At 34.2% G+C, this 26,157-nt stretch carries 26 protein-coding genes and 1 pseudogene; 21 read left to right on the top strand and 6 right to left on the bottom strand.

The genetic code is table 11. The features are described from left to right. Positions 1-123 precede the first annotated feature (123 nt). Positions 124-531, top strand: coding sequence for a KH domain-containing protein (locus ACZDYH_RS12850; RefSeq protein ID WP_086411576.1), 408 nt, complete (start codon positions 124-126; stop codon positions 529-531). Positions 532-851: 320 nt separating this feature from the next. Then, positions 852-1,187, top strand: a complete 336-nt coding sequence (locus ACZDYH_RS12845) for a YolD-like family protein (protein WP_002024004.1) — start codon at positions 852-854, stop codon at positions 1,185-1,187. 209 nt (positions 1,188-1,396) lie between these two features. Here ACZDYH_RS12845 and gerPF read toward each other — a convergent pair whose 3' ends face one another. After that, on the bottom strand, positions 1,397-1,612 hold the full coding sequence (gene gerPF, locus ACZDYH_RS12840; RefSeq protein WP_001141569.1) for a spore germination protein GerPF: 216 nt from the start codon (positions 1,610-1,612) through the stop codon (positions 1,397-1,399). 207 nt (positions 1,613-1,819) lie between these two features. Here gerPF and ACZDYH_RS12835 point away from each other — a divergent pair, with 207 nt between their 5' ends. The 5 genes from ACZDYH_RS12835 to ACZDYH_RS12815 all read left to right on the top strand — a co-directional run bounded on the left by ACZDYH_RS12835 (position 1,820) and on the right by ACZDYH_RS12815 (position 4,390). Continuing rightward, the gene (locus ACZDYH_RS12835; protein WP_000651907.1) at positions 1,820-2,155 is read left to right on the top strand and encodes a hypothetical protein; all 336 of its coding nucleotides are present in this window, start codon (positions 1,820-1,822) and stop codon (positions 2,153-2,155) included. Between the two features lie 44 nt (positions 2,156-2,199). Further along, positions 2,200-2,400 carry a hypothetical protein gene (locus ACZDYH_RS12830; RefSeq protein ID WP_000915148.1) on the top strand — a complete coding sequence of 67 codons (201 nt, stop codon included), beginning with the start codon at positions 2,200-2,202 and terminating at the stop codon, positions 2,398-2,400. 142 nt (positions 2,401-2,542) lie between these two features. Then, positions 2,543-3,250, top strand: coding sequence for an SDR family oxidoreductase (locus tag ACZDYH_RS12825; protein WP_000823062.1), 708 nt, complete (start codon positions 2,543-2,545; stop codon positions 3,248-3,250). A 138-nt stretch (positions 3,251-3,388) separates the two neighbouring features. Further along, positions 3,389-4,063, top strand: a complete 675-nt coding sequence (locus tag ACZDYH_RS12820) for a DUF6944 family repetitive protein (RefSeq protein ID WP_001070038.1) — start codon at positions 3,389-3,391, stop codon at positions 4,061-4,063. A gap of 114 nt (positions 4,064-4,177) precedes the next feature. Beyond that, positions 4,178-4,390, top strand: coding sequence for a YqaE/Pmp3 family membrane protein (locus ACZDYH_RS12815; protein ID WP_000990233.1), 213 nt, complete (start codon positions 4,178-4,180; stop codon positions 4,388-4,390). A gap of 67 nt (positions 4,391-4,457) precedes the next feature. Here the strand turns inward: ACZDYH_RS12815 and ACZDYH_RS12810 are convergent, their stop codons facing one another. Continuing rightward, entirely contained in the window at positions 4,458-4,667 is a 210-nt protein-coding gene (locus ACZDYH_RS12810; RefSeq protein ID WP_000977081.1) for a KTSC domain-containing protein, read from the bottom strand. Positions 4,668-5,133: 466 nt separating this feature from the next. On the opposite strand from ACZDYH_RS12810, the gene ACZDYH_RS12805 reads away from it, so the two are divergent. Then, entirely contained in the window at positions 5,134-7,623 is a 2,490-nt protein-coding gene (locus ACZDYH_RS12805; protein WP_474886386.1) for a transglycosylase domain-containing protein, read from the top strand. A gap of 101 nt (positions 7,624-7,724) precedes the next feature. Here ACZDYH_RS12805 and ACZDYH_RS12800 read toward each other — a convergent pair whose 3' ends face one another. Next, positions 7,725-8,009 carry a hypothetical protein gene (locus ACZDYH_RS12800; protein ID WP_000270101.1) on the bottom strand — a complete coding sequence of 95 codons (285 nt, stop codon included), beginning with the start codon at positions 8,007-8,009 and terminating at the stop codon, positions 7,725-7,727. A 235-nt stretch (positions 8,010-8,244) separates the two neighbouring features. On the opposite strand from ACZDYH_RS12800, the pseudogene ACZDYH_RS12795 reads away from it, so the two are divergent. The 8 genes and pseudogenes from ACZDYH_RS12795 to ACZDYH_RS12760 all read left to right on the top strand — a co-directional run bounded on the left by ACZDYH_RS12795 (position 8,245) and on the right by ACZDYH_RS12760 (position 17,930). Continuing rightward, positions 8,245-9,392 (top strand): annotated as a pseudogene (locus ACZDYH_RS12795) (MFS transporter). A 15-nt stretch (positions 9,393-9,407) separates the two neighbouring features. Next, positions 9,408-9,698 carry a HesB/YadR/YfhF family protein gene (locus ACZDYH_RS12790; RefSeq protein ID WP_001222842.1) on the top strand — a complete coding sequence of 97 codons (291 nt, stop codon included), beginning with the start codon at positions 9,408-9,410 and terminating at the stop codon, positions 9,696-9,698. A 395-nt stretch (positions 9,699-10,093) separates the two neighbouring features. Then, the gene (mmgD, locus tag ACZDYH_RS12785; protein ID WP_002041090.1) at positions 10,094-11,215 is read left to right on the top strand and encodes a citrate synthase; all 1,122 of its coding nucleotides are present in this window, start codon (positions 10,094-10,096) and stop codon (positions 11,213-11,215) included. A 98-nt stretch (positions 11,216-11,313) separates the two neighbouring features. Next, a complete protein-coding gene (gene prpD, locus ACZDYH_RS12780) occupies positions 11,314-12,750 on the top strand; it encodes a 2-methylcitrate dehydratase (RefSeq protein WP_000598123.1) in 1,437 nt (478 codons plus the stop codon). 19 nt (positions 12,751-12,769) lie between these two features. Beyond that, positions 12,770-13,678 carry a methylisocitrate lyase gene (gene prpB / locus ACZDYH_RS12775; RefSeq protein ID WP_000312639.1) on the top strand — a complete coding sequence of 303 codons (909 nt, stop codon included), beginning with the start codon at positions 12,770-12,772 and terminating at the stop codon, positions 13,676-13,678. 152 nt (positions 13,679-13,830) lie between these two features. After that, positions 13,831-15,540 carry an acyl-CoA dehydrogenase family protein gene (locus tag ACZDYH_RS12770; RefSeq protein ID WP_000415995.1) on the top strand — a complete coding sequence of 570 codons (1,710 nt, stop codon included), beginning with the start codon at positions 13,831-13,833 and terminating at the stop codon, positions 15,538-15,540. A gap of 16 nt (positions 15,541-15,556) precedes the next feature. Next, positions 15,557-16,447, top strand: coding sequence for an NAD(P)-dependent oxidoreductase (locus tag ACZDYH_RS12765; protein WP_000719409.1), 891 nt, complete (start codon positions 15,557-15,559; stop codon positions 16,445-16,447). Positions 16,448-16,469: 22 nt separating this feature from the next. Next, complete coding sequence (locus ACZDYH_RS12760; protein WP_000633344.1) at positions 16,470-17,930, top strand: CoA-acylating methylmalonate-semialdehyde dehydrogenase; 1,461 nt, start codon at positions 16,470-16,472, stop codon at positions 17,928-17,930. 70 nt (positions 17,931-18,000) lie between these two features. On the opposite strand, the gene ACZDYH_RS12755 is transcribed toward ACZDYH_RS12760, so the two are convergent. After that, on the bottom strand, positions 18,001-18,633 hold the full coding sequence (locus ACZDYH_RS12755) for a LysE family translocator (protein ID WP_000572360.1): 633 nt from the start codon (positions 18,631-18,633) through the stop codon (positions 18,001-18,003). A gap of 252 nt (positions 18,634-18,885) precedes the next feature. Beyond that, positions 18,886-19,941 (bottom strand): enoyl-CoA hydratase/isomerase family protein, encoded by a 1,056-nt coding sequence (locus tag ACZDYH_RS12750; RefSeq protein ID WP_000139777.1) that lies wholly within the window; start codon positions 19,939-19,941, stop codon positions 18,886-18,888. Positions 19,942-20,270: 329 nt separating this feature from the next. Here ACZDYH_RS12750 and ACZDYH_RS12745 point away from each other — a divergent pair, with 329 nt between their 5' ends. The 4 genes from ACZDYH_RS12745 to ACZDYH_RS12730 all read left to right on the top strand — a co-directional run bounded on the left by ACZDYH_RS12745 (position 20,271) and on the right by ACZDYH_RS12730 (position 25,211). After that, positions 20,271-20,528: a hypothetical protein gene (locus ACZDYH_RS12745; protein ID WP_001119404.1), complete on the top strand. Its 258-nt coding sequence runs from the start codon at positions 20,271-20,273 to the stop codon at positions 20,526-20,528. 184 nt (positions 20,529-20,712) lie between these two features. Beyond that, positions 20,713-20,952 carry a DUF2584 family protein gene (locus ACZDYH_RS12740; RefSeq protein ID WP_000667342.1) on the top strand — a complete coding sequence of 80 codons (240 nt, stop codon included), beginning with the start codon at positions 20,713-20,715 and terminating at the stop codon, positions 20,950-20,952. 15 nt (positions 20,953-20,967) lie between these two features. Further along, positions 20,968-22,125 (top strand): exonuclease SbcCD subunit D, encoded by a 1,158-nt coding sequence (locus ACZDYH_RS12735; RefSeq protein ID WP_000765150.1) that lies wholly within the window; start codon positions 20,968-20,970, stop codon positions 22,123-22,125. Beyond that, entirely contained in the window at positions 22,122-25,211 is a 3,090-nt protein-coding gene (locus tag ACZDYH_RS12730; RefSeq protein WP_474886385.1) for an AAA family ATPase, read from the top strand. Before ACZDYH_RS12735 ends, ACZDYH_RS12730 begins: the two co-directional genes overlap by 4 nt. A 107-nt stretch (positions 25,212-25,318) precedes the next feature. Here ACZDYH_RS12730 and ACZDYH_RS12725 read toward each other — a convergent pair whose 3' ends face one another. Beyond that, positions 25,319-25,492 (bottom strand): hypothetical protein, encoded by a 174-nt coding sequence (locus ACZDYH_RS12725; protein WP_001141668.1) that lies wholly within the window; start codon positions 25,490-25,492, stop codon positions 25,319-25,321. 336 nt (positions 25,493-25,828) lie between these two features. Here ACZDYH_RS12725 and ACZDYH_RS12720 point away from each other — a divergent pair, with 336 nt between their 5' ends. Next, a complete protein-coding gene (locus ACZDYH_RS12720) occupies positions 25,829-26,128 on the top strand; it encodes an ArsR/SmtB family transcription factor (protein ID WP_000214801.1) in 300 nt (99 codons plus the stop codon). The last annotated feature ends 29 nt before the right edge of the window (positions 26,129-26,157 follow it).

The following is a 26,157-nucleotide window of genomic DNA, read 5'->3' as shown; positions in this document are numbered from 1 at the left end:
TCAGTTATAGATGGTTAATAAACGATAAAAATTTAAAACTTTTTCGTTTAGGCAGGGATTTTATATTTGAGTAAATAAATATACTATGAAGTATTTTTTATACGAATATTGAAGGAGTATAAAATGAGTTTAGCAAGTTACACAGGCTGTAATGTAGAAATTCCGTTAACGGATCCAGATTCTAATGATGTAATTGTTTTTGGACCGTGTTTTTCAGATGAAAGTATGCTTGAAATTGTACAAGATTATCAATTCCAAACAAATTACACATATGAGGTTTCAACTAATTGGGGAATTGAACTTGTCGAGTGGCAAAATGTAAAGGAAAAAAAAGAAGCGAAAGAAAAACTTTTAACTTTATGCAAGATTATGGAAAGTTATTTGGAAGATGGAGACTATTTCGAATTATTTAGTTGTTGGGTTGGTGATGAAGATAAGGAACGAGTAGGGGAATTGAACTTAAAAATAAATCATTTTAATATAGATGAATTATGTATTCCAGAAAGAACATTAGTTAGGATAGAAAAATAAGCTTTGAATATTTTTTAGAAAAAGGCGATTTCACTTTGTGTGAAGTCGCCTTTTAGTTTTTATATGCATTTTATATAAGAAATGAAAAGTTTATTTGATAAAGGAAAAAATATGGAGATAAATAAAATTATGTTTTTTGTTAAGAAATAATAAGTATAGCTCTTCTCAAAGGAACGTAAGTTCGTGTATAATAAGAACGAATGTTCTTTTGAGAGGTAACCTAATTATAGTTTAGAAGTAAATTCGAGTTTAGTAAGTATTAAAAATAACTAAGTGATAGCATGAATAAATAAATGTATAAATGATCAAGGAGATAAAAAATGAACGATGTAAAGATACAAAAAGAAGAAAGAGAGTGGGTTCCGTTTACAGTAATGTCCGAACAACTTTTAAATATGAGAAAGATTATTGGAGAGAAATTAAAAGTACAAAAACCGCTTTTAACAAATGAAGCAAAAGAGAGGATTTCTGATAAATTATTAACGTCATTACTGTCTGAGAAAGAAATATTGGTAACATATTTTGAAGATGGTTACATATTAACAAGCTACATGACTGTTGTACATATCAATCCGGTAAAACAAATTGTAATTTGTACAGACGCCTTTTATAAAACTTACGTATTTAACGCTATGGATATTATTGAAATAATGTAAAAGAAGCTGAATATTTAAATGGCAGCTTTTTTTATTTCTGATTTATGAGACAAATAATATAAGAAAAAGCAGCTAGCTTTGTGCTAGCTGCTGAGCCCCAGGGAAAGGGAGAAAAAGATAGGGTACTCCAAAATCGATAAGAGCTGTCAAACAGCCTGATTATAGTATAGACAAATTAAAATTTTCTATACAAAAAGTTGAACATAAGATTAGGCTGTACCCACTTGGTTTTGATCTGCAAGGTCAGAATCAAATGTATTGGTCGCGCTAACACCGCTAAAAGTATTAACAACAAAACCAACGTTTGATGCGCCGGAACCATTATAAGCTTTCGTATTTTCTTTCGGAGAAACGTTGTAGAAATCACCTAAGTTAAATGATCCATTACTATTTTGTACAACTAAATTTCCTACAACTGATGGCATAATTTTCACCTGCTTTATAATAAGTTGTTAACATTACTATATGGAGTTATAGTCCAGATGGTTCATATAATAAAAATTGTGGAATAGTAAAACGTTTGGAGCATGGATTTCAATAAAAGTGTGTTAAAATTAATATAATAAAGTTGAGTAATTTTTTAAAAAAATTTGTATAATCGATATATATGAAAATAAAGGAGGCAAAATGTAATGAAAGATATTATGAAAAAAGTTGATTTAACAGATGCCAAATCAAGTAATCTTGTTGCACTAATTTATAGTAATGAAGTTATATTAGTTGAAGACGCATTTTGTCCAAATGAAATAAAATTAAAGTTTAATGAAATTGCAATTTTATCTGCAATTAAAACAGCTCATATTGCGAAAGTGTCTATTAGGAAAGAACTTGAAGCGCTTTTTCATGATACGGGTGTTATATTAGTGAAACAAAATGTTGATTATGGTAGTAGCCAATCTATTACCATGCATTTTGAGCAATTTAAAAAGTTGCAAGATGAGATTGAACATTTAAATAAAAGTATGTAATAAAGCAGCTAAATAAAGGTTCTATCATAAAGGTGGAATGTGTTGTGTTGAAAAAGTGGTTTAAAAATTATTTGGGTGAATCGCATTGTAAACATAAATATGTTTTTATTAAGATGCAGGATAATGAGGATTTTAAAAAAGGTACATTAGGTGTAGTTTATATTTACCAGTGTGAGAAATGTGGAAAAGAGAAGTTGAAATGTAAAAACAATAATGAAATAAACAATGAATTTTTAGATATATAGCAAAAAGTAACCATGATGGTTACTTTTTTGGTTTATGTATACAATATCAAAACCATTACTAAAGTATGAGTTGAGTTGATACTATAGTAAATCGCTGAATAAAAATGAAGAGAGTAAGATATAGGAAAGGAGGATGAGAGAAATGAAGCGAAAAGAAATTAGTAAATCTGTAATTATTACAGGCGTGACACAAGGGCTAGGGCGTGCGATGGTTGATCGATTTCATGAATTAGGGTGGAACATATATGGTTGTGGACGTTCAAAAGATAAAATTGAAGAACTAAAAAAACAGTACAGTAAAATACATGATTTCCAAGTAATTGATGTTTCAGATTCTCAGCAAGTTAACAATTGGGCAAATTATATACTTAATACACATACAGCTCCCGATATGATAATAAATAATGCATCGATTGTAAATCAAAATGCACAACTTTGGAAAATTACGGCTCAAGAATTCGAAAATGTAATGAATGTAAACGTGAATGGTGTAGTAAATGTAATAAGAGCATTTGTTCCAGCGATGGTAGCTAGGAAAGAAGGAATTATCATTAATATGAGTTCTAGTTGGGGGAGAGAAGGTGAGGCTGAGCTTGCGCCATATTGTGCCTCGAAATTTGCTATTGAAGGTATCACTAAATCTATGGCCCTGGAATTACCCCATGGCATGGCTGTAGTTGCTTTAGATCCTGGAGGGAGTATTAGTACTCCAATGCTGAAGTCATGTGCGCCACAATATATAAATGAATCGCCTACACCTGAAACTTGGTCACATAAAGCAATTGAATATATATTGAATATAACAATAGATAAAAATGGAGATTCATTGACATGCCCAGCATGCATATAAAAAGCACCTTTAAGGTGCTTTTATATTAGTAGCACATTATATCATTCACAAAATTACATCTAAAAAATAAAATAAAAGATTAAGGGTGAGATTTGTTTGTTTTGAAAGCTTTAGAAAATATTTAAATAGGTGATAAAAATGAATCCAAGCAGTTTAAAAGTGACAGGGGCATGGTTTCAAGTGGGAGGGAATCTTACAGCTGCTATTGGAACGACAAGAGGATTTATTGGAGAAGAGAAAGTTGAATCGGATCTTGTTATTGTAGGAAGCTCATTACAAGCCCTCGGATATATATTACAAATCATTGCGAGCAATTATGATGATGGGGAAGAAAAAAGAGAAAATCAAAATATAGGCTTAGAGAATCAAAGTAAATTACTTGATCAAATAGGAATTGAGTTATTAGCATTAGGCAATATATCAAATGTAATAGGAACATATTTTAATATAAATGAACAATTGAAAGAAAATGATTATCTTATCATTACAGGGAACAGTTTACAATCGATCGGTGCTTTTTTAGGAGTAGAAGCAGCTTTGTTGGATATAAATGTATTACAGAAAATTATTATACTGGGTAACTCCATGCAAAGTTTAGGGGCTGGATTACAAGCGTATCAAGGTGTTTCAAATGTATTGAAAGATGAGAGAGAAAATGAAGATAGTATTTTTGATAAGAAGGATGAGAGAATCATTGCACTCATTGGTATTTGGATACAAGCGATAGGAACGTTAATTTCTGCAATTGGAGTAACTGCAATAGAGGAAGAAAATAGGCTAGAAAACAATAAAAAGTCTGAAATACTTATTTAAATAGAAGGAGATACATTGATTTTAGAGGTAGGTTAAGATTAAAATGGTAGTAGGTTTTTTTGCGTATATTTTGAAAAGTGATATATAAAATACAAAATAAGGAGTTTTCAAGGGATGATGTATTTATTAGCAATTCTTCTTCCACCTGTTGCTGTATTATTTTGTGGAAAACCAATTCAGGCAATCATAAATTTCATATTAACATTAATATTTTGGGTTCCAGGAGTTATACATGCAATTCTTGTAGTGCATGATAAAAAAGCTGATCGGCGTTTGAAAAAACAAATTCAAGCATATGATGAAATTAATAAGAGGAATCGAAGATAATTCATCTGCAAAATGTTTTTAAAAGAAAGGAGGAGTAACCTCCTTTCTTTTTTAGTGGGTGTTAAGTTTAGATTTTTGTGTGGCGGAAAGAATTTTTAATGTAAGTATTATGATAATAACTTTTAGATTGTGCATGTAATAGGCCAGTATAAATACTTTCTGGTACATTAAAGAAATCGTACATACCATTCTTTAATTGGATTCGCAAAATCATAGAAAAAGGATTATAACCAACAGCAACTATATTTTTTGAAATTACGGGAGATAGCTTCATCATTACGCAACTCCTCACTTTTTATTTTTAATACTTTTTTGTAGATGTTGAGGTTGTGATGTTGAAATCCTTATAATTTAAGAGGTATTATACTTATATGCAATATATTAAATGTTTGTTATACGTAATTATAAGGAAGTTCACACGAAGTACATATCGTTGTGCTATTTTTATTTCACCTTTGATTTATAAATAAGAAAATATTGACCATTTGAAAAAAAGGTATATTATTTATACGAGGTATTAAAAATTCACTTTTTACATTCTATGCTTCAAGGGGCAGCGTTATTAGGAAAAATAGAAGTGAAAATAGTTTGTATAAGAAGTATTCTAAAATTTATAATCTGTGAATTGGGAAAATATTGAATGCTCCAGGTCAATATACTTTCTTAATCAAATTTATTTTAGAAAGTGACCTCAATATTTTTAAGTAAATCAACGGGAGAATTGAAAGGCAGGAGAAAGTAACATGTCAGAAAATTATCGTTCTCGAGAGGAACGACGACAAGTTAAAAAGAAAAAACAACCAGCTTCTAAAACACAAAAGCCAAAAGGTAAAACATCATTCTTTCGCAAGTTTTTAATTACTTGTTTATTACTTGGTATTGTTGGTTTAGTGGCGGGGGTTGCTACCTTTTTCGTAATGATTAAGGATGCACCAAAACTTGAGAAAGCAAAACTTGTTAATCCGTTATCCTCAAAAATTTATGATAAAAACGGGGATTTGGTATATGAATATGGAAAAGAAAAAAGGACGAATGTTACGTATGAGCAAATACCTAAATTAGTAGAAAATGCATTTTTAGCGACAGAAGATTCACGTTTTTATGAGCATAGCGGAGTAGATTTTAAAGGTACTGCCCGTGCTGTTCTAGTAAGTCTTAAAGGGGATTATGGTTCTCAAGGTGGAAGTACGATAACACAGCAAGTTATTAAAAACTACTTCTTATCAATGGACAAAACACCAAAGCGTAAAGCGCAAGAAATATATTTAGCTTATAAGCTAGAACAACAGTATTCAAAACATGAAATATTAGAGATGTACTTAAATAAAATTAACTTAGGAAACCGTTCATACGGAATCGCAACAGCAGCACAAAACTACTATGGTAAAGAATTGAAGGACTTAACATTACCAGAAGTTGCGATGCTTGCAGGTTTACCGAAAGCACCGAATAACTATGATCCAACGAAAAAAGAAAATGTTCAAAAAGCAACAGAAAGAAGAAATGTTGTTCTAAACTTAATGAACCGACATGGATATATAACAAAACAGGAAATGGAAGAAGCATCAAAAGTTGACGTAGAAAAGGGGCTTAAGCCTGCAGCTCAACTACAAACAATGCCATACCCTGCATTTATGGATGCAGTTGTGAAAGAAGTAGAAAAAGAATTACCAGATGCTAATATCGGTTCTGACGGTTTAGAAATTTATACAACGTTAGATCCGAAAGCACAGAAACTTGCTGATAATATTTTAAATAATAATATCATTGATTATCCGAACGATAAATTCCAAGGTGCATTCACATTTATGGATACGAAAACAGGAGAAGTTCGTGCTATAGGTAGTGGCCGTGGAGAAAATAAAGCTGTATTTAAAGGGCATAATATGGCAATTGAATTAGATCGTGCAGCTGGTTCAACGATGAAGCCGATTTTCGACTACGCTCCTGCAATTGAATATTTAAAATGGGCTACGTACCATCAAATTGATGACTCTCCATTTAAGTATTCAACGGGACAAGAAGTACGAAATGCAGATAGAAGTCATATGGGTCCAATTACAATGCGTGAAGCATTAAAAATGTCGCGTAATATTCCTGCAATTAAAACTGCAAAAGAAGTAGGGATTAGTAAATCGAAAGAATTCTCTGAGAAACTAGGTATTACATTTAATACAGCACCGACAGAATCGACAGCGATTGGTACAAATGAAGTATCGCCAACTGAAATAGCGGGTGCTTATGCGGCATTTGGTAATGAAGGTAAATATACGAAACCGCATTTTGTTAAGAAAGTCGTTTATCCAGACGGTAAGTCACAAAGTTTTGGACAAAAACCAAAACAAGTTATGACAGATTCTACCGCATACATGATTACTGATATGCTTCGTTCTGTAGTTACATCAGGTACTGGTACATCGGCAAATGTAGGCTCTTTAGATGTAGCTGGTAAAACGGGTACGACAAACTATTCATCAAAGCAATTAGCTCAATATAAAATTCCAGAAAGTGCAACTCGTGATAGTTGGTTCGCTGGATATACACCGCAATATACGATGGCAGTATGGACTGGGTATATGAAAGATGGTAAAGACGAGTATATTAGTAGTAAAAATACGAAAATTGCACAGTTGATCTTTAAAGAAATGATGAGCGAAATGGCTACAGATAAATCACGCTTTAAAATGCCAAGTAGTGTTATTCAAGAAGGTAGTGAGCTACGTATAAAAGGTGAAAAACGTGATTCATCGCCAAATACTAGCGTACCGGATACAACGGAGCAACCAAAACAAGATCAACAGCAAAAAACTGAAGAAGAGAAAAAGCAAGAAGAATTAAAGAAACAAGAAGAACTGAAAAAACAAGAAGAACAAAAGAAACAAGAGGAACTTAAGAAGCAAGAAGAACAAAAGAAACTAGAAGAGCAAAAGAAACAAGAAGAACAAAATAATGGAAATGGCCAAGGAACGACACCTCCAGCAAATAACGGAGGAGGTCAAGGAAATACGACACCTCCAGCAAATAATGGAGGAGGTCAAGGAAATGCGACACCTCCAGCAAATAATGGAGGAGGTCAAGGAAATACGACACCTCCAGCAAATAATGGAGGTCAAGGAAATACGACACCTCCAGCAAATAACGGAGGAGGTCAAGGAAATACAACTCCACCAGCGACCACACAACCAGAGACTGGCGGTAATGCAGGAGAGACCCCTGCTAATAATGGGCAATAAGAAAAATTTATAAAAAATATTAAAAAGCACTTAAGATTTGTGAAAATTACAATCTTAAGTGCTTTTTTCGTTTAAATGTAGTAGCTATGAAATGATGTGTTTTAAATGTTAAACGTACCATAAAAATTTTGAAAATAAATTGATGGGAAATGATAAAAGACTTGAGCCTGAGGTAGTGGAGCGTGGCTAGGATGATAAAAGGTAGTGCTACTTGGATGGGCACCATGATGCCAAAATGAAGGGGTAGCTTGACCTGGTGATTGGTATTGTTGCCAAATTGCTGGAAGTTCAATGCCGACATCGGAACTTGCTGTATGAACGGCGGGGGCATGTATTTCGGGTATCGAAGGAACCGCGACAGTTACTCTTGATGATAATACCCACATAAAATAATCACTCCTAAGTTGTGATAATAAATTAGTATATTCTTTTCACACGTATAAAGGTACATATATAGGACTTTCGTTTAAAATATGCGTACAAAGTCTTAAGACTAATGTAAGCTGATGGTGGACTATTTAATATGAAAAGATACGTCTATTTGCGGAGGGAAAAGAGATAAAAAAAATATACAATGAGGGTGTTAATCGTAATATTTTACGAGTGTATGGAGGTATTTTTATGGAACGATTATGGACGAAATCATTTATTCAAATGACTTTCGCAATGTTATTTTTATTTACAGGATTTTATTTACTTGTTCCAACGCTCCCGCTCTTTATTAAAGAGATAGGTGGCAATGAATCGCAAGTTGGACTTATGATGGGGATGTTTACAATAGCTGCTGTTGTAATACGACCGATTATTGGAGGAATGTTAGATCAATATGGTAGAAGATCCTTTATTATTTTCGGACTCATCTTTTTTGGCTTAACGATGTATTCCTATAATATAGCATCGACTATTGTCCTTTTAGCTGTTTTACGTGTTATTCACGGAGTAACATGGGCTGTTTCTACAACAGCTGTTGGAACAGCAATAACGGATATTATTCCAGATTCACGCCGCGGTGAAGGTATGGGTTGGTACGGGATGGCGATGACAATTGCAATGGCGATCGGACCTATGGTTGGATTATGGGTTGTGCAAAATTATTCATTTGATGGTCTATTTTTATTAGCGACGTTGTTATCTTTTATGGCAGTCGTATTATCATTAATAACGAAGATCCCATTTACGCCACAAAAAGAAAAAGGGAAAATTCAGCTATTTGAGAAATCCGTATTAACAATCACGATTGTAGTATTCTTTTTATCGTTTGCATATGGAGGAATAACAACCTTTTTACCGTTATTTGCATCATCAATTCATGTAAACCCGGGAACTTTCTTTCTTGTATATGCAATTGCATTAACAATTGTAAGACCAATTTCAGGGAAACTATTAGATAAGTATGGAGAAGTATTCATCATACTTCCAGCATTATGTATTACTATTTTAGCTATAGTTGTTTTAACTATTTCAAATGGTTTGATAGGTGTAATTATCGCAGCAACATTATACGGTATTGGATTTGGTTCAGCGCAGCCAGCTTTGCAAGCGGCAATGCTTACAATTGTCGATCCGAGTAAAAGAGGAGTTGCAAATGCTTCATTTTTTACAGCGTTTGATTTAGGAATCGGGTTAGGTGCTATTTTACTTGGAGTTGTTTCACAAATGTTTGGTTATCGTATTTTATTTTCAGGGAGTGCAATTTCAGAGCATTGATAGCCTTAATTATTTTCGTCTTCTTTGTAAAACAACGATTAGGAAAAAAAGAGTTTGCGTAAACTGGAGGAATAAAGATGAGAATTTCAATTGATCGTAAAGCTCTGCAATGGTTCCAGGAAGAATTACGTATAAAGCACGGTGAATCTGTACGTTTTACTGTAAGGTACGGAGGGGATAGTTCAATTCAGCCCGGATATTCTTTAGGGGTTGTTGCTGAGAAACCCGATGGCGAAATAGTGTCAGTTGAGAAGGAAGGTATTATATTTTTTGTAGATTCTGATGATCTTTGGTATTTTCAAAACTATGATTTATTTGTAAGTTATCATGAGGAAATGGAAGAAATTCAATTTAATTATGTAAAATAATAACTTTATTAAAAATGAATAAGTTTTATATAAAAATTATATTTAAGAGATAGTGAAATAAATATCATATAGTAACGAGCTGTATTTATGTACAGCTCGTTTTTTCTATTTCTCAAATAAAATTAGAATAATTGTATATTTGGCGGTGTTATATGAAAAATCTTTATATCTTGTTTTTGAAAATACGCAAAGAAGTCTATCCTTTCTTTATAAAATATAAGAATTATTTTCAAAAAATTGTATTGTTACAGTAAGAAAAGTGTAGGAAACTTATCATTATAAAATAAATTGAAATCTTCTAAAAACTCTGATACATTGAAATAGAAATGTAGTTTCACAATATTGTAAAGGCTTACAGTTATGTGCACGAAGATCTATTAGGATTGGAGGAAATAATGATGAAAGCTGAAGAGAAATTTTCCCCGGGATTAGATGGTATAGTGGCAGCGGAGACGAAAATCTCGTTTCTTGACACAGTAAAAGGTGAAATTGTAATTCAAGGGTATGACTTAATCGAACTCTCAAAAACAAAAGAGTATTTAGACATTGTGCACCTTTTATTGGAGGAACACCTACCGAATGAAGATGAAAAAGTAACACTTGAAAAGAAATTAAAAGAAGAATATGCAGTACCAGAAGGTGTATTCAACGTACTAAAGGCATTGCCTAAAGAGACGCATCCCATGGATGGATTACGTACAGGTGTGTCAGCGTTAGCTGGTTACGATAATGATATCGAAAACCGCTCGTTAGAAGTGAATAAAAGCCGAGGGTACAAGCTGCTAAGTAAAGTGCCAAACATTGTAGCGAATAGCTATCATATTTTAAATAATGAGGAGCCAATTGAACCTCTTAAAGAATTATCTTATAGTGCGAATTTCTTCTATATGTTAACTGGTAAAAAACCAACTGAACTTGAGGAAAAGATCTTTGATCGTTCCCTTGTTTTATATAGTGAGCATGAAATGCCAAACTCTACATTTACAGCTCGCGTTATTGCATCAACACAATCAGATTTATACGGTGCCTTAACAGGTGCAGTTGCATCTTTAAAAGGAAGTTTACATGGCGGTGCAAATGAAGCGGTTATGTACATGCTTTTAGAAGCTGGTAATGTTGAGAAATTTGAAGAGTTATTACAGAAGAAACTATATAACAAAGAAAAAATTATGGGCTTTGGACACCGTGTTTATATGAAGAAGATGGATCCAAGAGCACTTATGATGAAGGAAGCTTTAAAACAGTTATGTGATGTAAAAGGTGATTATACACTATATGAAATGTGTGAAGCTGGAGAAAAGATTATGGAAAAAGAAAAAGGAATTTATCCAAATCTTGATTATTATGCAGCTCCAGTATATTGGATGCTAGGTATTCCAATTCAACTTTACACACCAATCTTCTTTAGCTCTAGAACAGTGGGGTTATGTGCGCACGTTATTGAGCAACATGCAAATAATCGTTTGTTCCGTCCTCGTGTAAATTATATTGGCGAGCGACATGTACTTAGTAAATAAGAACAACTGGGGAGTTGTTAGCGCCGCCCGCCAGATGGGTGTTTGACCGACACCCATCATTAATAATAACGAATTTTCGACAGAAAGGGAAGAATAGCATGATTAAAACAAATGAAATTAAGCAAAAAGATGCATTATTAGAAGAGATTACCGATTATGTATTAAATAAAGAGGTTACTAGTGCAGAAGCATTCAGTACAGCTCGTTACGTATTACTTGATACACTTGGATGTGGAATTTTAGCACTGCAATATCCAGAATGTACGAAATTACTAGGACCAGTTGTGCCAGGAACAATCGTGCCAAATGGTACACGTGTACCAGGTACGTCTTATGTACTAGATCCAGTAAAAGGTGCATTTAATATCGGATGTATGATCCGTTGGTTAGACTATAACGATACTTGGCTTGCAGCAGAGTGGGGACATCCATCTGATAACCTAGGCGGAATTTTAGCAGTTGCAGATTATATTAGCCGTGTTCGTATTTCAGAAGGAAAAGAAGCTTTAAAAGTACGTGAAGTATTAGAAATGATGATTAAAGCACATGAAATTCAAGGCGTGCTTGCTTTAGAAAACAGCTTAAACAGAGTTGGTCTTGACCATGTATTATATGTAAAAGTAGCAACAACTGCAGTAGTTGCGAAAATGCTTGGCGGAACACGTGAAGAAATCTTTAATGCATTATCACATGCGTGGATTGATAATTCTAGTCTTCGTACATATCGTCATGCTCCAAATACGGGCTCACGTAAATCATGGGCTGCAGGTGACGCAACGAGCCGCGGTGTTCATCTTGCAATGACTGCTCTAAAAGGTGAAATGGGTTATCCAACAGCATTATCTGCGCCAGGATGGGGATTCCAAGATGTATTATTCAATAAACAAGAATTAAAATTAGCAAGACCACTAGAGTCATATGTAATGGAAAATGTATTATTTAAAGTGTCATATCCAGCAGAATTCCATGCACAAACGGCTGCAGAATGTGCAGTGAAGTTGCATCCGGAAATTAAAGAGAGATTAGATGAAATTGACCGTATTACAATTACAACTCATGAATCAGCAATTCGTATTATTGATAAAGAAGGTCCATTAAATAACCCAGCTGATCGTGATCATTGCTTACAATACATTACGGCAATTGGTTTATTAAAAGGAGATATCGTTGCAGACGATTATGAAGATGCAGTAGCAAACGATCCACGTGTAGATGAATTACGTAATAAGATGGTTGTTGTTGAAAACAAACAGTACAGTTTAGATTACCTTGACCCGAACAAGCGCTCAATCGCCAACGCTGTTCAAGTTCACTTTAAAGATGGCACAGTAACAGAAAATGTGGAATGTGAATATCCGCTTGGTCACCGCTTCCGTAGAGACGAAGCAATTCCAAAAGTTGTTCAAAAATTCACTGCAAATATGGCAGGTCATTATTCTAGTAAGCAACAAGAACAAATTCATGAAGTTTGTTTAAATGAAGAAAAACTAGAAAATATGAATGTAAACGAATTTGTAGATCTATTCTTAATTTAATAATAGGGGGGAATTTAGAATGGCTTGGGTTGTGAAAAAACAGTCAACACAAGAGGAGCTTGCGAATCGATTCCGAGCTTTAGTAGAAGCAAATGAAATTTTGCAAATTCCAGGTGCTCATGATGCAATGGCAGCTCTTGTTGCGAAAAATACAGGTTTTTCAGCTCTTTATTTATCAGGAGCTGCTTATACTGCAAGTAAAGGTTTACCAGATTTAGGTATCGTGACGTCTACTGAAGTGGCTGAGAGAGCAAGAGATTTAGTAAGAGCTACAGACTTACCTGTTCTTGTTGACATTGATACAGGATTTGGTGGTGTACTAAATGTGGCGAGAACAGCTGTAGAAATGGTGGAAGCGAAAGTAGCAGCTGTCCAAATTGAAGATCAGCAATTACCAAAAAAATGTGGACATTTAAATGGTAAGAAACTTGTTACTACAGAAGAATTGGTTCAAAAAATTAAAGCGATTAAAGAAGTTGCACCGAGCTTATACATTGTAGCACGTACTGATGCTCGTGGCGTTGAAGGATTAGATGAAGCAATTGAAAGAGCAAATGCATATGTAAAAGCAGGTGCAGACGCAATTTTCCCTGAAGCGCTTCAATCAGAGGAAGAATTCCGTCTATTTAATAGTAAGGTAAATGCACCTTTGCTTGCGAATATGACTGAATTCGGAAAAACTCCATATTATAGTGCAGAGGAATTTGCGAATATGGGTTTCCAAATGGTTATTTATCCTGTAACTTCACTTCGCGTTGCAGCGAAAGCGTATGAAAATGTGTTTGCTTTAATTAAAGAAACAGGTTCTCAAAAAGATGCACTTTCTAATATGCAAACGAGAAGTGAATTATACGAAACAATTTCATATCATGACTTTGAAGAGTTAGATACTGGTATTGCAAAAACAGTATTATCAGAAGATCAATAGATAAAGCAGCGAAGGCGATGAAAATACATCTTTGGCAAAATAAAATGCTTGATGTGAAAAATCATCGCCTTCTATTTTCAAAAAAGATATTCCACTCATCGTAGACGAGCATAAGCAAAAAGCTATGAAAGCCGAATGATAGGGGGATACATATGGAGAAAACGAAGTTACCATGGGATGAATTCTTTTCACTTAATAAAGATATAAATCATACTTACTTTACACCAGAAGATTTTTCAGGTGATGAAGATTTAATCGCAAAAACGACAGAACAATTCGTTAAACAAGAAATTGTTCCACAAATGGAGAATATTGAACAACATAACTATAAAGTTTCTCGTCAATTATTTGAGAAAGCTGGGGAACTTGGATTATTAGGCATTGAGGTACCAGAAGATTATGGCGGGTTCGAGTTAGGAAAGGCTGTCTCAGGTCTTGTAGCAGAGAAAATGGGTTACGCTGGTGCGTTTAGCGTTTCTTTTAATATACACGCTGGTGTCGGTACATTGCCTTACATATATTATGGAACGAAAGAGCAAAAAGAAAAATATTTACCGAAAATCGCATCGGGAGAATGGATTGGGGCTTATGCTTTAACAGAGCCAAATGCTGGTTCGGATGCATTAAGTGCAAAAACAAGCGCCGTATTGAATGAAGAGGGAACAGCTTGGAAGTTAAATGGTGAGAAGCAATGGATTACAAATGCTCATATGGCAGATGTATACGTTGTTTTTGCGAAGACAAATAAAGGAATGACAGCGTTTATTGTCGAAAGAACATGTGAAGGTGTATCTATTGGATTAGAAGAAAAGAAAATGGGGATTAAAGGTTCTTCAACAGCGACTCTTATTTTAGAAGATGTTGTCATCCCTGCTGAAAATGTTTTAGGGGAAGTTGGGAAAGGGCATCACGTAGCCCTTAATATTCTTAACTTTGCTAGACTTAAACTTGCTTTTGGAAATATTGGAACAGCAAAACAAGCAATTGGTTTGTCGGTTCAATATGGAAAAGAGCGAAAACAGTTCCAAACGGAATTAGTAGACTTTACGATGATTCAAGAGAAAATTGCAAATATGATCATTGCTACATATGGAGCCGAAAGTGCAGCTTATCGTACGGCAGGTGTAATCGATGAAGCAATTCATGAGAGCGATGAAGATCTTATGAAGAAAATGTCCCAATTTGCAATTGAATGTGCACTGAATAAAGTAAATGCTTCTGAAACACTTGCTTATATCGTAGATGAAGCTGTACAAATTCATGGTGGTTACGGTTATATGCAAGAGTATGAGGTAGAACGATTATATCGTGATGCTAGAATTAGTCGTATTTTTGAAGGAACGAACGAAATTAATAGATTAACAGTTGCCAAAATGTTAATGAAGCAAATCGAACAATTAGAAGATACTGAAGTAGAAAGTGATGTAGCAAATGTAGAAAGAAACCATCGTTACATTTTATTAGCGAAAAAATTGTTGAAACAATCTTTGAAAACGCTCTCTAAAACTCCAGGCCTAAAAATTGACCAAGAACAAGAATATTCACGTGTAATTTCAAATATGTTGACGGACGTGTACGTCATGGAATCAGCGTTTTTACGTACGAGAAAAGCGGTAAGTAAAAATGGTGAGGAAAAAGAACGTACGAAGCAATTAATAACGGATGTTATTTGTGAAGAAGGATACCGTAAAGTAGAAGAAGCGGCGATTTCTGTACTTTCAGCGGCTGTCACAGAAGAACAAGATAGACATGTGATTTTAGCTGAAATCCGTCAATTATTAGTGCCTTTATACACGAACGTATTTACGAAGAAGAGAGAAATTGCGAAAGCTATTATAAATCGCGGGAAATATATTGTGTAAATAGGAGGAAAGCGATATGAAAAAGATTGGTTTTATCGGTTTAGGTAACATGGGCCTTCCAATGTCAAAAAATCTAGTTAAATCAGGTTACACAGTATATGGCGTGGACTTAAATAAAGAGGCGGAAGCGTCCTTTGAAAAAGAAGGCGGAATTATCGGTCTATCAATCTCAAAACTAGCAGAAACATGTGATGTAGTTTTTACAAGTTTACCTTCACCTCGCGCTGTTGAAGCGGTATATTTTGGAGCAGAAGGATTATTTGAAAATGGTCACTCGAATGTAGTTTTCATTGATACAAGTACGGTATCGCCGCAGTTAAACAAACAGTTAGAGGAAGCTGCAAAGGAAAAGAAAGTAGACTTTTTAGCAGCACCTGTGAGCGGTGGTGTAATAGGAGCCGAAAACCGTACATTAACGTTTATGGTTGGTGGATCGAAAGACGTATATGAGAAAACGGAATCTATCATGGGCGTACTAGGCGCGAACATTTTCCACGTTAGTGAGCAGATTGATAGTGGTACAACTGTTAAGTTAATTAATAACTTATTAATTGGTTTTTATACAGCTGGTGTGAGTGAAGCTTTAACATTAGCGAAAAAGAATAATATGGATTTAGATAAAATGTTTGATATTTTAAATGTAAGTTACGGTCAAAGTAGAATTTATGAACGTAACTATAAAAGTTTTATAGCACCTGAAAACTACGAGCCAGGATTTACTGTGAACTTATTGAAGAAAGATTTAGGATTTGCAGTTGACTTAGCTAAGGAAAGCGAACTCCATTTACCGGTAAGCGAAATGTTATTAAACGTATATGACGAAGCGAGTCAAGCTGGATATGGTGAAAACGATATGGCTGCTTTATATAAGAAAGTTAGCGAGCAATTAATTTCTAATCAAAAATAAATTATACAAAGGAGAGAATACAATGATTACAACTGAAATTAAACGAGTAAAAAATCACATTAACGGTGAGTGGGTTGAATCGACAGGTACGGAAGTAGAAGCAGTTCCAAATCCAGCGACTGGAAAAATTATCGCTTACGTTCCACTATCTCCAAAAGAAGATGTTGAAAAAGCTGTTGAAGCGGCAAAAGCAGCATTCGAAACATGGTCTAAAGTACCAGTTCCAAATCGTTCAAGAAATTTATATAAATATTTACAGCTATTACAAGAAAACAAAGATGAGCTTGCAAAAATCATTACGCTAGAAAATGGTAAGACGCTAACGGATGCAACAGGTGAAGTACAGCGTGGTATTGAAGCGGTAGAACTTGCAACATCTACGCCAAATTTAATGATGGGTCAAGCACTTCCGAATATCGCTAGCGGAATTGATGGATCGATTTGGCGCTACCCAATCGGAGTTGTTGCTGGTATTACACCGTTTAACTTCCCGATGATGATTCCGTTATGGATGTTCCCACTTGCAATTGCTTGCGGTAATACATTCGTATTAAAAACATCTGAAAGAACGCCACTTTTAGCGGAGCGACTTGTAGAATTATTCTATGAAGCAGGTTTCCCAAAAGGCGTATTAAATTTAGTGCAAGGCGGAAAAGATGTTGTAAATAGCATTTTAGAAAATAAAGATATTCAGGCTGTTTCGTTCGTTGGCTCTGAGCCGGTAGCTCGTTACGTATATGAAACAGGTACGAAACACGGAAAACGTGTACAAGCATTAGCAGGTGCGAAAAACCATGCGATTGTAATGCCAGATTGCAATCTTGAGAAAACAGTACAAGGTGTAATTGGATCTGCATTTGCAAGTAGTGGAGAGCGCTGCATGGCATGCTCAGTAGTAGCAGTAGTGGATGAAATTGCTGATGAATTTATTGATGTATTAGTAGCAGAAACGAAAAAATTAAAAGTAGGCGATGGCTTTAACGAAGATAACTATGTTGGACCATTAATCCGTGAATCTCATAAAGAGCGCGTTTTAGGCTATATTAATAGCGGTGTAGCAGATGGGGCAACTTTATTAGTAGATGGCCGTAAAATTAATGAAGAAGTTGGAGAAGGTTACTTTGTAGGTGCGACAATCTTTGATGGCGTGAATCAAGAAATGAAAATTTGGCAAGATGAAATTTTTGCTCCAGTATTAAGTATTGTACGTGTTAAAGATTTAGAAGAAGGTATTAAACTAACAAATCAATCTAAATTTGCAAATGGTGCGGTTATTTATACGTCAAATGGTAAACATGCACAAACATTCCGTGATAATATCGATGCTGGTATGATTGGTGTAAACGTAAACGTTCCAGCACCAATGGCATTCTTCGCATTTGCAGGAAATAAAGCTTCATTCTTTGGTGATTTAGGTACAAATGGTACAGATGGCGTTCAATTCTATACACGTAAAAAAGTTGTAACTGAGCGCTGGTTTTAATATAGAGTAAACAACCAAATCAGTTATTAGATGAAAACCACCACTATTAATAGTGGTGGTTTTCGTCTTGTTAATTATTTTTTTCAAAAGCTAGTTTAATACCAAATCCAATTAGGACGACTCCTGTTAGCCCTTGAATATAACGTTGCGTCTTCGGTTTTTTCATAAAAGCACTAATTTTATCAATTAAAAATATATAAAATGCAAACCAAATGACTGTTAAAACGAGGTAAGTAAGGCCCATTACAAGAAGTTGAATAAATGTATTATGATTTGGATTTAAAAATTGTGGTAAAAAAGTTAAAAAGAAGACTGCTACTTTAGGATTTAATAAATTTGTAAGAAATCCTTGGCGAAAGCAAGAAGTATGTTCGTTTTCATTATTCAAAGATAGATCATTTGTATCTAAGTTTTCTTTGTTTCTTACTGCTAAAAGGGCTTTAATACCGATATATATTAAATAGAGAGCCCCAACGTACTTGAAAATAGAAAATAAAAGAGCTGACTTTACAATAAGTGCAGAAAGACCAATTACAGCAGCTAAAGTATGAATTAATAGTGCAATACATGTACCAAACACTGTTTTCACTCCACCGACTTTACCAGCAACCAATGTATTTTTCGTAGCCATTGCTGTATCTGGACCAGGTAAAATGATAAGGCAAATAGACATAATGATGAAAAGAAGATAATTTTCTATCATAGCCGCCCCTCCTTTTTATTTTTAGAATATTTGATTAAAATCAGTGTAGCATAAAAATGGATTTAATAAAATTAAATTTTATTAAAAATAATTAAATAAAAAAGGCTATATAGTAGCTGTAATTACACTACTATATAGCCTCGATTTTATACCGCTATTTGCGGGGAGTAAGATTTTCACCGCACAAGATTTAGCTGAAGCAAAGAAGTTAGGTGGGGGATGAACAAAATATCCCCTCATGACAATTTCATTTTATGCATTAAGTAAGTTAAAGAAACGATTCACATCTTCTTCTGAAACGTCACTTAACTGTTTATATTTATAATTCGGATTTTGATCTTTATCAACGACAACGGAGCGTACTCCTTCGAAGAAATCTTCATGTCTCATGAAGTTTTTAGCAAGTATAAGGTCCGTAGCGAAACATTCTTCAACGGATTTATCTTGTCCATCAATAAACTGTTTTAATGTTACTTTTAGTGAAATAGGGGATTTTGATAACAGTGTTTCTTTCGTTTTTAGAGCAAAGGAACTTTCATCTTTCTCCAATGAATGGATGATTTCTTCAATTGTATCGAAAGCAAAATGTGAATTGATTACTTCTAATGAAGGAGCGAGCTCGCTTTCTAAGTTTGGAGCAGTTGCAAATGTACGAATAACTTCTTTTAAATTAGTATGTACATCATCTTCTTTATGCCAATTTACACTTTCAAGTTCAGTAAGAAACTCTGGTAATGAATCAGATGTCATAAAGTAATCTGCAGCATTAATAAATAATACGTCAGAAGCTTTTAAAATAGATGCTGTTAAAGCAACGAATCGTCCTGTATATCCAGGCGCTTTATTTAAGAAATATGCAGCTCCGACGTCTGGGAAGAAGCCGATATTCATCTCTGGCATTGCCCATTTCGTACGCTCAGTTACAATGCGATACTTCGCACCATTTGTAAGACCGACACCACCGCCCATTACAATTCCATCTAAACAAGCAATAATCGGTTTTGTATATTGATAAATATATGTATCAATTTCATACTCTTCTTCAAAAAAACGTTCTGCATGTTGCAATGCCACTTCATTGGAACGCGCTTCATAAAGAGTTTTAATGTCGCCACCTGCACAAAAACCTTTTGTGCCAGCTCCTTTTAACACGATAAGTGCAATACGCTCATCGTGTTCCCACTCTTTAAGTTTTTGTCCGATAGGTTGTAACATGTCATAAGATAAAGAATTAAGTGCTTTTGGACGGTTTAAAGTAATTGTCGCAACGCCGTTTTCACTAACAGAAAATAAAACTTGTTCAGTCATAATGCATCCTCCCTTACATATCTTCTTATTCTTAATTCTTGATATGTACTGAAATGTCCTTTATAAATTTTGTCAAAAGTTGACGGTAAATATTAATTTGGTCCCTGCATATTTTGACGAGTTATCTTTGCAGGATTTCAGAGACTGAGGGGGAATATTACAACATTACTGTAAGTGTAATTATTTGAAGTTATAATGATAAAAGCGCTATTATATAGGTGTGAAATGTTCATTATCAATTCTAAAAGTGTGTTTGAAGAAAAAATAAATCGTACAATTGTAATAAAAAATTTTACATTGAATTAGAAATAGAGAAAGGAGAAATCGGAATGCCAGGACCTTTACTATTGTCGGTTATTATTTTGTCTTTTTTAATGATAGGAATAACGCAGTATTTTCATCATACAGATACGACAGAAGAAGTGAAGGATAAAGTACGTCTCGTATTTCCGATTTTTATAATATCTATTTCATTCTGTATTTTATTAAATAAAGATGGCTACATTGTCGCAGTGTTCTCATTTTTCGTCGCAATCGTCTTAATTACCGTTTTATATTATGTAATGAAAGACTTTATACAAAAATAAAGATGTCACAATAGGCATTTTTATTTTGGGGGAAATGTAAAATTTCACATACCGTATTTTATATAAAATACATAAAGCATATAACAATAGAAAAGTGTGTACTTTGCTGTGTATGTACTTGTCAATCTTGCATAGCCACTATACTATTAAAATGTAGAGATTATAAAAAGGGGTTGTATCTATCATGAAATTTGAGATGCACACAAAAATTATTTCAAATGAAAAAGAAGTAAGATTACATATTGAAGAAAATATATTTCAATTAATATTGGATGGTTACCACTTATTTACAATTAAAGAAATATTGCCTTTATATAAATCAAATGAAGAAAGAATTGGAAGTGCAACGATATTGAAACTAGAGTGGGAGAACGGAAAAACTACAATAAACTATCAACTCGTTTCACTAAAATCAGTAAATTAAAAGGAGTAGAAAAATATGAAGTTATTTCATACAGCGGATTGGCATTTAGGAAAGCTTGTTCATGGCGTGTATATGACTGAAGACCAAAAGATTGTATTAGATCAGTTTGTACAGGCTGTTGAAGAAGAAAAACCAGATGCTGTAATTATTGCAGGGGATTTATATGACCGAGCAATTCCACCTACAGAAGCAGTAGACTTATTAAATGATGTGCTGCAAAAAATAGTTATTGATTTACAAACACCAGTTATTGCAGTAGCTGGTAATCATGATAGTCCGGATCGTATCCATTTTGGAAGTAGTTTAATGAAAAAACAAGGATTACATATTGCAGGTCAATTTCAATTCCCGTACGAACCTGTTGTACTAAATGATGAATATGGAGAGGTTCACTTCCATTTAATACCGTATGCAGACCCAAGCATAGTGAGGCACGTGCTGAAAAATGAAGACGTACGTTCTCATGATGATGCGATGCGCATTTTTATGAATGAGCTCTCTGAAACGATGGATAAAGAAGCTAGACATGTATTTGTTGGACATGCATTTGTAACTTCTTCAGGAGAAGCGGAGGAGAATACAAGTGATGCAGAACGACCACTTTCAATTGGTGGTGCTGAATATGTAAATAGTCATTATTTTGATAAGTTTCATTACACAGCGCTTGGACATTTACATCAAGCGCATTTCGTACGTAATGAGACGATTCGATATTCAGGTTCACCACTTGCCTATTCAATTTCTGAAGAGAAACATAAAAAAGGTTATTACATTGTAGAACTGAATGAAACTGGTGAAGTAGCAATTGAAAAAAGGTTACTTTCACCACGTCGTAAAATGCGAACAGTAGAAGCGAAAATAGATGAATTATTACAGCACCCAGTAAGTGAAGATTACGTATTTGTAAAATTATTAGACGAAAACCCTGTCTTACAGCCAATGGAGAAAATACGATCTGTATATCCAAATGCAATGCACGTTGAAAGAGCGATGCAAAGGCGAGAACTCACAGATACAAATGAAGTAACGGTTTCAAGACATAAAACGGATGATTTATCTCTTTTAAAGGCTTTCTATAAAGAAATGAAAGGGTTAGATTTATCAGAAGAGAAAGAACGCCTATTTATAGATGTATTACAAACAGTGCAAGAACGGGAAGGTGAACGAGGATGAGACCGATTCAGCTTATTATGACAGCATTCGGGCCATATAAACAGAAAGAAGTAATCGATTTTGAAGATCTTGGAGAACATCGTATTTTCGCTATTTCTGGGAATACGGGAGCTGGAAAAACAACGATTTTTGATGCGATTTGTTATGTGTTATATGGTGAGGCTAGTGGAGAAGAACGTAGTGATACGAGCATGCTTCGAAGTCAATTTGCTGATGATAATGTTTATACAAGTGTTGAATTAATCTTTCAGTTAAAAGGGAAACGCTATGAAATAAAACGACAACTTGGACATAAAAAACAAGGGAATAAGACCATTACAGGACATGCAGTAGAATTATATGAAGTTATTGATGGAGAAAACGTTCCAGCCGTCGATCGTTTTCATGTAACAGACGTAAACAAAAAAGTGGAAGATTTAATTGGGTTAAGTAAACATCAATTTAGCCAAATTGTTATGTTACCCCAAGGGGAATTCCGAAAACTATTAACATCTGAGACGGAAAACAAAGAAGAGATTTTACGTCGTATTTTTAAAACGGATCGTTATAAATTAATGCGTGAGTTACTTGATCAAAAGAGAAAACAATGGAAAGATGTCTTGCAAGAAAAACAAAAAGAGAGAGAGCTCTATTTCCGTAATGTTTTTAAATTACCAATCCGTGATGGAGCATTATTAGAGACATTAGTGGCACAAGAACATGTAAATACGCATCAAGTAGTAGAAGCGTTAGAACAAGAAACAACCGTGTATAAAGCAGAGGTTGAGCAATTACAAGTAGAACAAGATGTTCAAACGAAGCAATTAAAGGATGCAGAAACACGTTTTCATGCAGCAAAATCTATAAATGAGAAATTTATAGATTTACAACAAAAGAATGAGAAATATAACACTTTACAAGAGAACCGTGCAGCAATTGAAAGGAAAGAAAAATCCTTTAAACGTGCGGAACAAGCAAAGCGCTTATTACCATTTGAACAATGGTATGAAGAAGCGATGGAAAATGAGCAGAAAGTTGAAAGTTTGTTAAAACAGATAATTGTCAAACAAGAACAGATAATGAACAGCTTTGAACTTGCTAAGGAGAAGTATGAAGTAGTAAAGAATAAAGAAGCTGAACGAGAAGAGGCTAAAAAACTTGTTCAAAGATTAGAAGAGTTACAAGCAATCATTGAATCATTAGCTGAGAGAAAGCTGAATTTACAAAACGCCGAAATTCAAATAGGGAAATTAAAAGAAAGTATGCAAAAGTTAGATCAACAACTAGAAGAGCATACAAACCAAAAACAGAGAATGTCTGATGAATTGCAGCAATTAGAACAAGCACTTGAGCAATATGTAGCTAAAGTAGAAGAACTAACGAATATGCGAGAAGATGCAAAAGTTTTAAAGCAAGCATATGATGTTTGGCAAGAAAAACAAAAATTCGAGCAAGAAAAAGAAGCGGCAACTAATAAAATGCAAGTGGCAGTTCGTGCATATGAAAACATGGAGCGCCGCTGGTTAAGTGAACAAGCTGGTATATTAGCTCTTCATTTACATGACGGTGAATCTTGTCCGGTATGTGGTAGTACGAATCATCCGCAAAAAGCTACAGAGCAAAGTAATGCGATCGATGAAAAAGAGTTAAACAATTTAAGAGATAAGAAGAACATTGCTGAAAAATTACATGTGCAAGTAGAGGAGAAATGGAATTTCTATCGACTACAATATGAACAAGTGATAGAAGAAGTTGTGAAGCGCGGCTACAATTCGGAAAAATTAGCTGAAACATATAGTGCACTTGTTCAAAAAGGAAAACAATTAGCTGCAGACGTGAATACGTTAAAAGCAAGTGAAGAAACACGTAAGCAGATTGCTGCGAATATGAAAAGCGTAGAAGAAAAAATAGAAGAACTTCAGAAACAAAAACGAGAAGTGGAAACAATGCAGCACCGTACAGAAATGGAGTGTATGCAACTTCGTACGTCATATGAACATGATAAACGAAATATTCCAGAAAACTTACAAACAGTACAAGCTTGGAAAGCACAGTTTGACCAAGCTATGCAGGAACTTAGGTTAATGGAGGACGAATGGAAGAAAGTCCAGGAAGCGTATCAGCATTGGCAAAATGAAAATATACGTATTCAAGCAGAACAAAAAGGTGCTTCTAATCAATTTGAAAGTGCAAAATTAAAGAAAGAAGAGACTTTCGCACGCTTTATGAAAGAGCTAGAACAAAGTGGGTTTACAGATGAATTCACGTATAAAGAAGCCAAATTAAGCGATGCCGAGATGGAGATGTTACAAAAAGAAATTCAAGGTTATTATTCATCGCTTGAAGTGCTTGCAAAACAAATCGAAGAGTTAAACTCAGAATTAAAAGATAAAGAGTATATGGATATTACATCTTTAGGTGAACACATAAAAGAACTAGAAATTAATCTCGATATCATTAAAGAAAAACGTCAACGTGCGCAAAATGCGGTAACATATATTTCTGATTTACATGAAAACATTAGACGTATTGACGAACAAATTCACGAGGAAGAAAAAGCCTTCCAAGAACTTGTTGATTTATATGAAGTAATGAAAGGTGATAACGAAAGTCGTATATCATTTGAACGTTACATTTTAATTGAGTATTTAGAACAAATCGTTCAAATCGCAAACGAACGATTACGTAAATTATCAAATGGACAATTTTATTTAAAACGAAGTGAGCGAGTTGAAAAAAGAAACCGTCAAAGTGGATTAGGTTTAGATGTGTACGATGCATACACTGGCCAAACGCGCGATGTAAAAACATTATCCGGCGGAGAGAAATTTAACGCATCACTTTGCTTAGCTCTAGGAATGGCAGATGTCATTCAAGCATATGAAGGTGGTATTTCCATCGAAACGATGTTCATCGATGAAGGGTTCGGTTCATTAGATGAAGAATCATTAACGAAAGCAGTAGATGCTTTAATTGACTTACAAAAATCAGGACGATTTATCGGTGTCATTTCACACGTTCAAGAGCTGAAAAACGCAATGCCAGCTGTATTAGAAGTAACGAAGCAGAAGGATGGGTGTAGTCAGACGCGGTTTGTGGTGAAGTAAGCTTAAAAAATGGAGTAGGGAATCTACCGATACTTTTAGTGTCATATGTATGAATAATAAAACGTCGTCTCTTCATATTGGAGGCGACGTTTTATTTTATAAAATATCTATGAATTATCTGTAGAAGGCGGCGTATTCTCCAAACGATTATAAGCTTTAAAAGCTGAAATTGCTGAGATAACCCCGCCTACTAAAAATAAAGTCGATCCTCCAACTAAGATGATACGACTGACATATGTTTCCCGTGCTTCTTCGACTTCTTCTTGTAACGCTGTAGGCATATAAATCCTCCCTTTATAAAAGTTGTTTTATAAATAGTATATACAAACGCCTAAAATGTGTTAAAATAACTGATGATTTTATGCAGTGGGTAATTAGATGAGTAGGATGCGAGTGGCTAAGTAAATCTTCATCACAAATTTATGTGAACTTCACATAGAGCACATATTAACATTGTATTATGTATATGTACCAAATAAATAAATAAAGTAAATGTAAGTTCTGTTTTCAAAAATTTAAAATCCTTTTATTTCTATATGAAAGTTTTAATCAAGGGTTTTAAAAAATTTGGAAATAGATCTTATGAATATGGAATTCATATAAAAGGGGAATGTCTTATGACAACATATACGAGTGAAATGAGAAAAACTTTAGTTTCAGAAGAAGATGTAGATATTTTAAAAATTATGGCGCATCCAATCCGACTGCAAATTGTAAATGAATTAAGTACGAGAAAAACTTGTAATGTAACACAATTAACAGAGTTACTGAATATTCCGCAATCTACTGTTTCACAACATCTATCAAAAATGAAGGGTAAAGTGTTACGAGCAGAGAGAAGAGGTTTAGAAATTTATTATCATATTAACAATTTAAAAGCGAGTAAGATTGTTAATGTTTTAGGGTATATAAACTAGTGAAATATTTTTATATAAAATAGCCCCTG

It is taken from the genome of Bacillus sp. EB V-12 (assembly GCF_056158125.1).
This window is presented reverse-complemented; position numbering and strand designations above follow the sequence as displayed.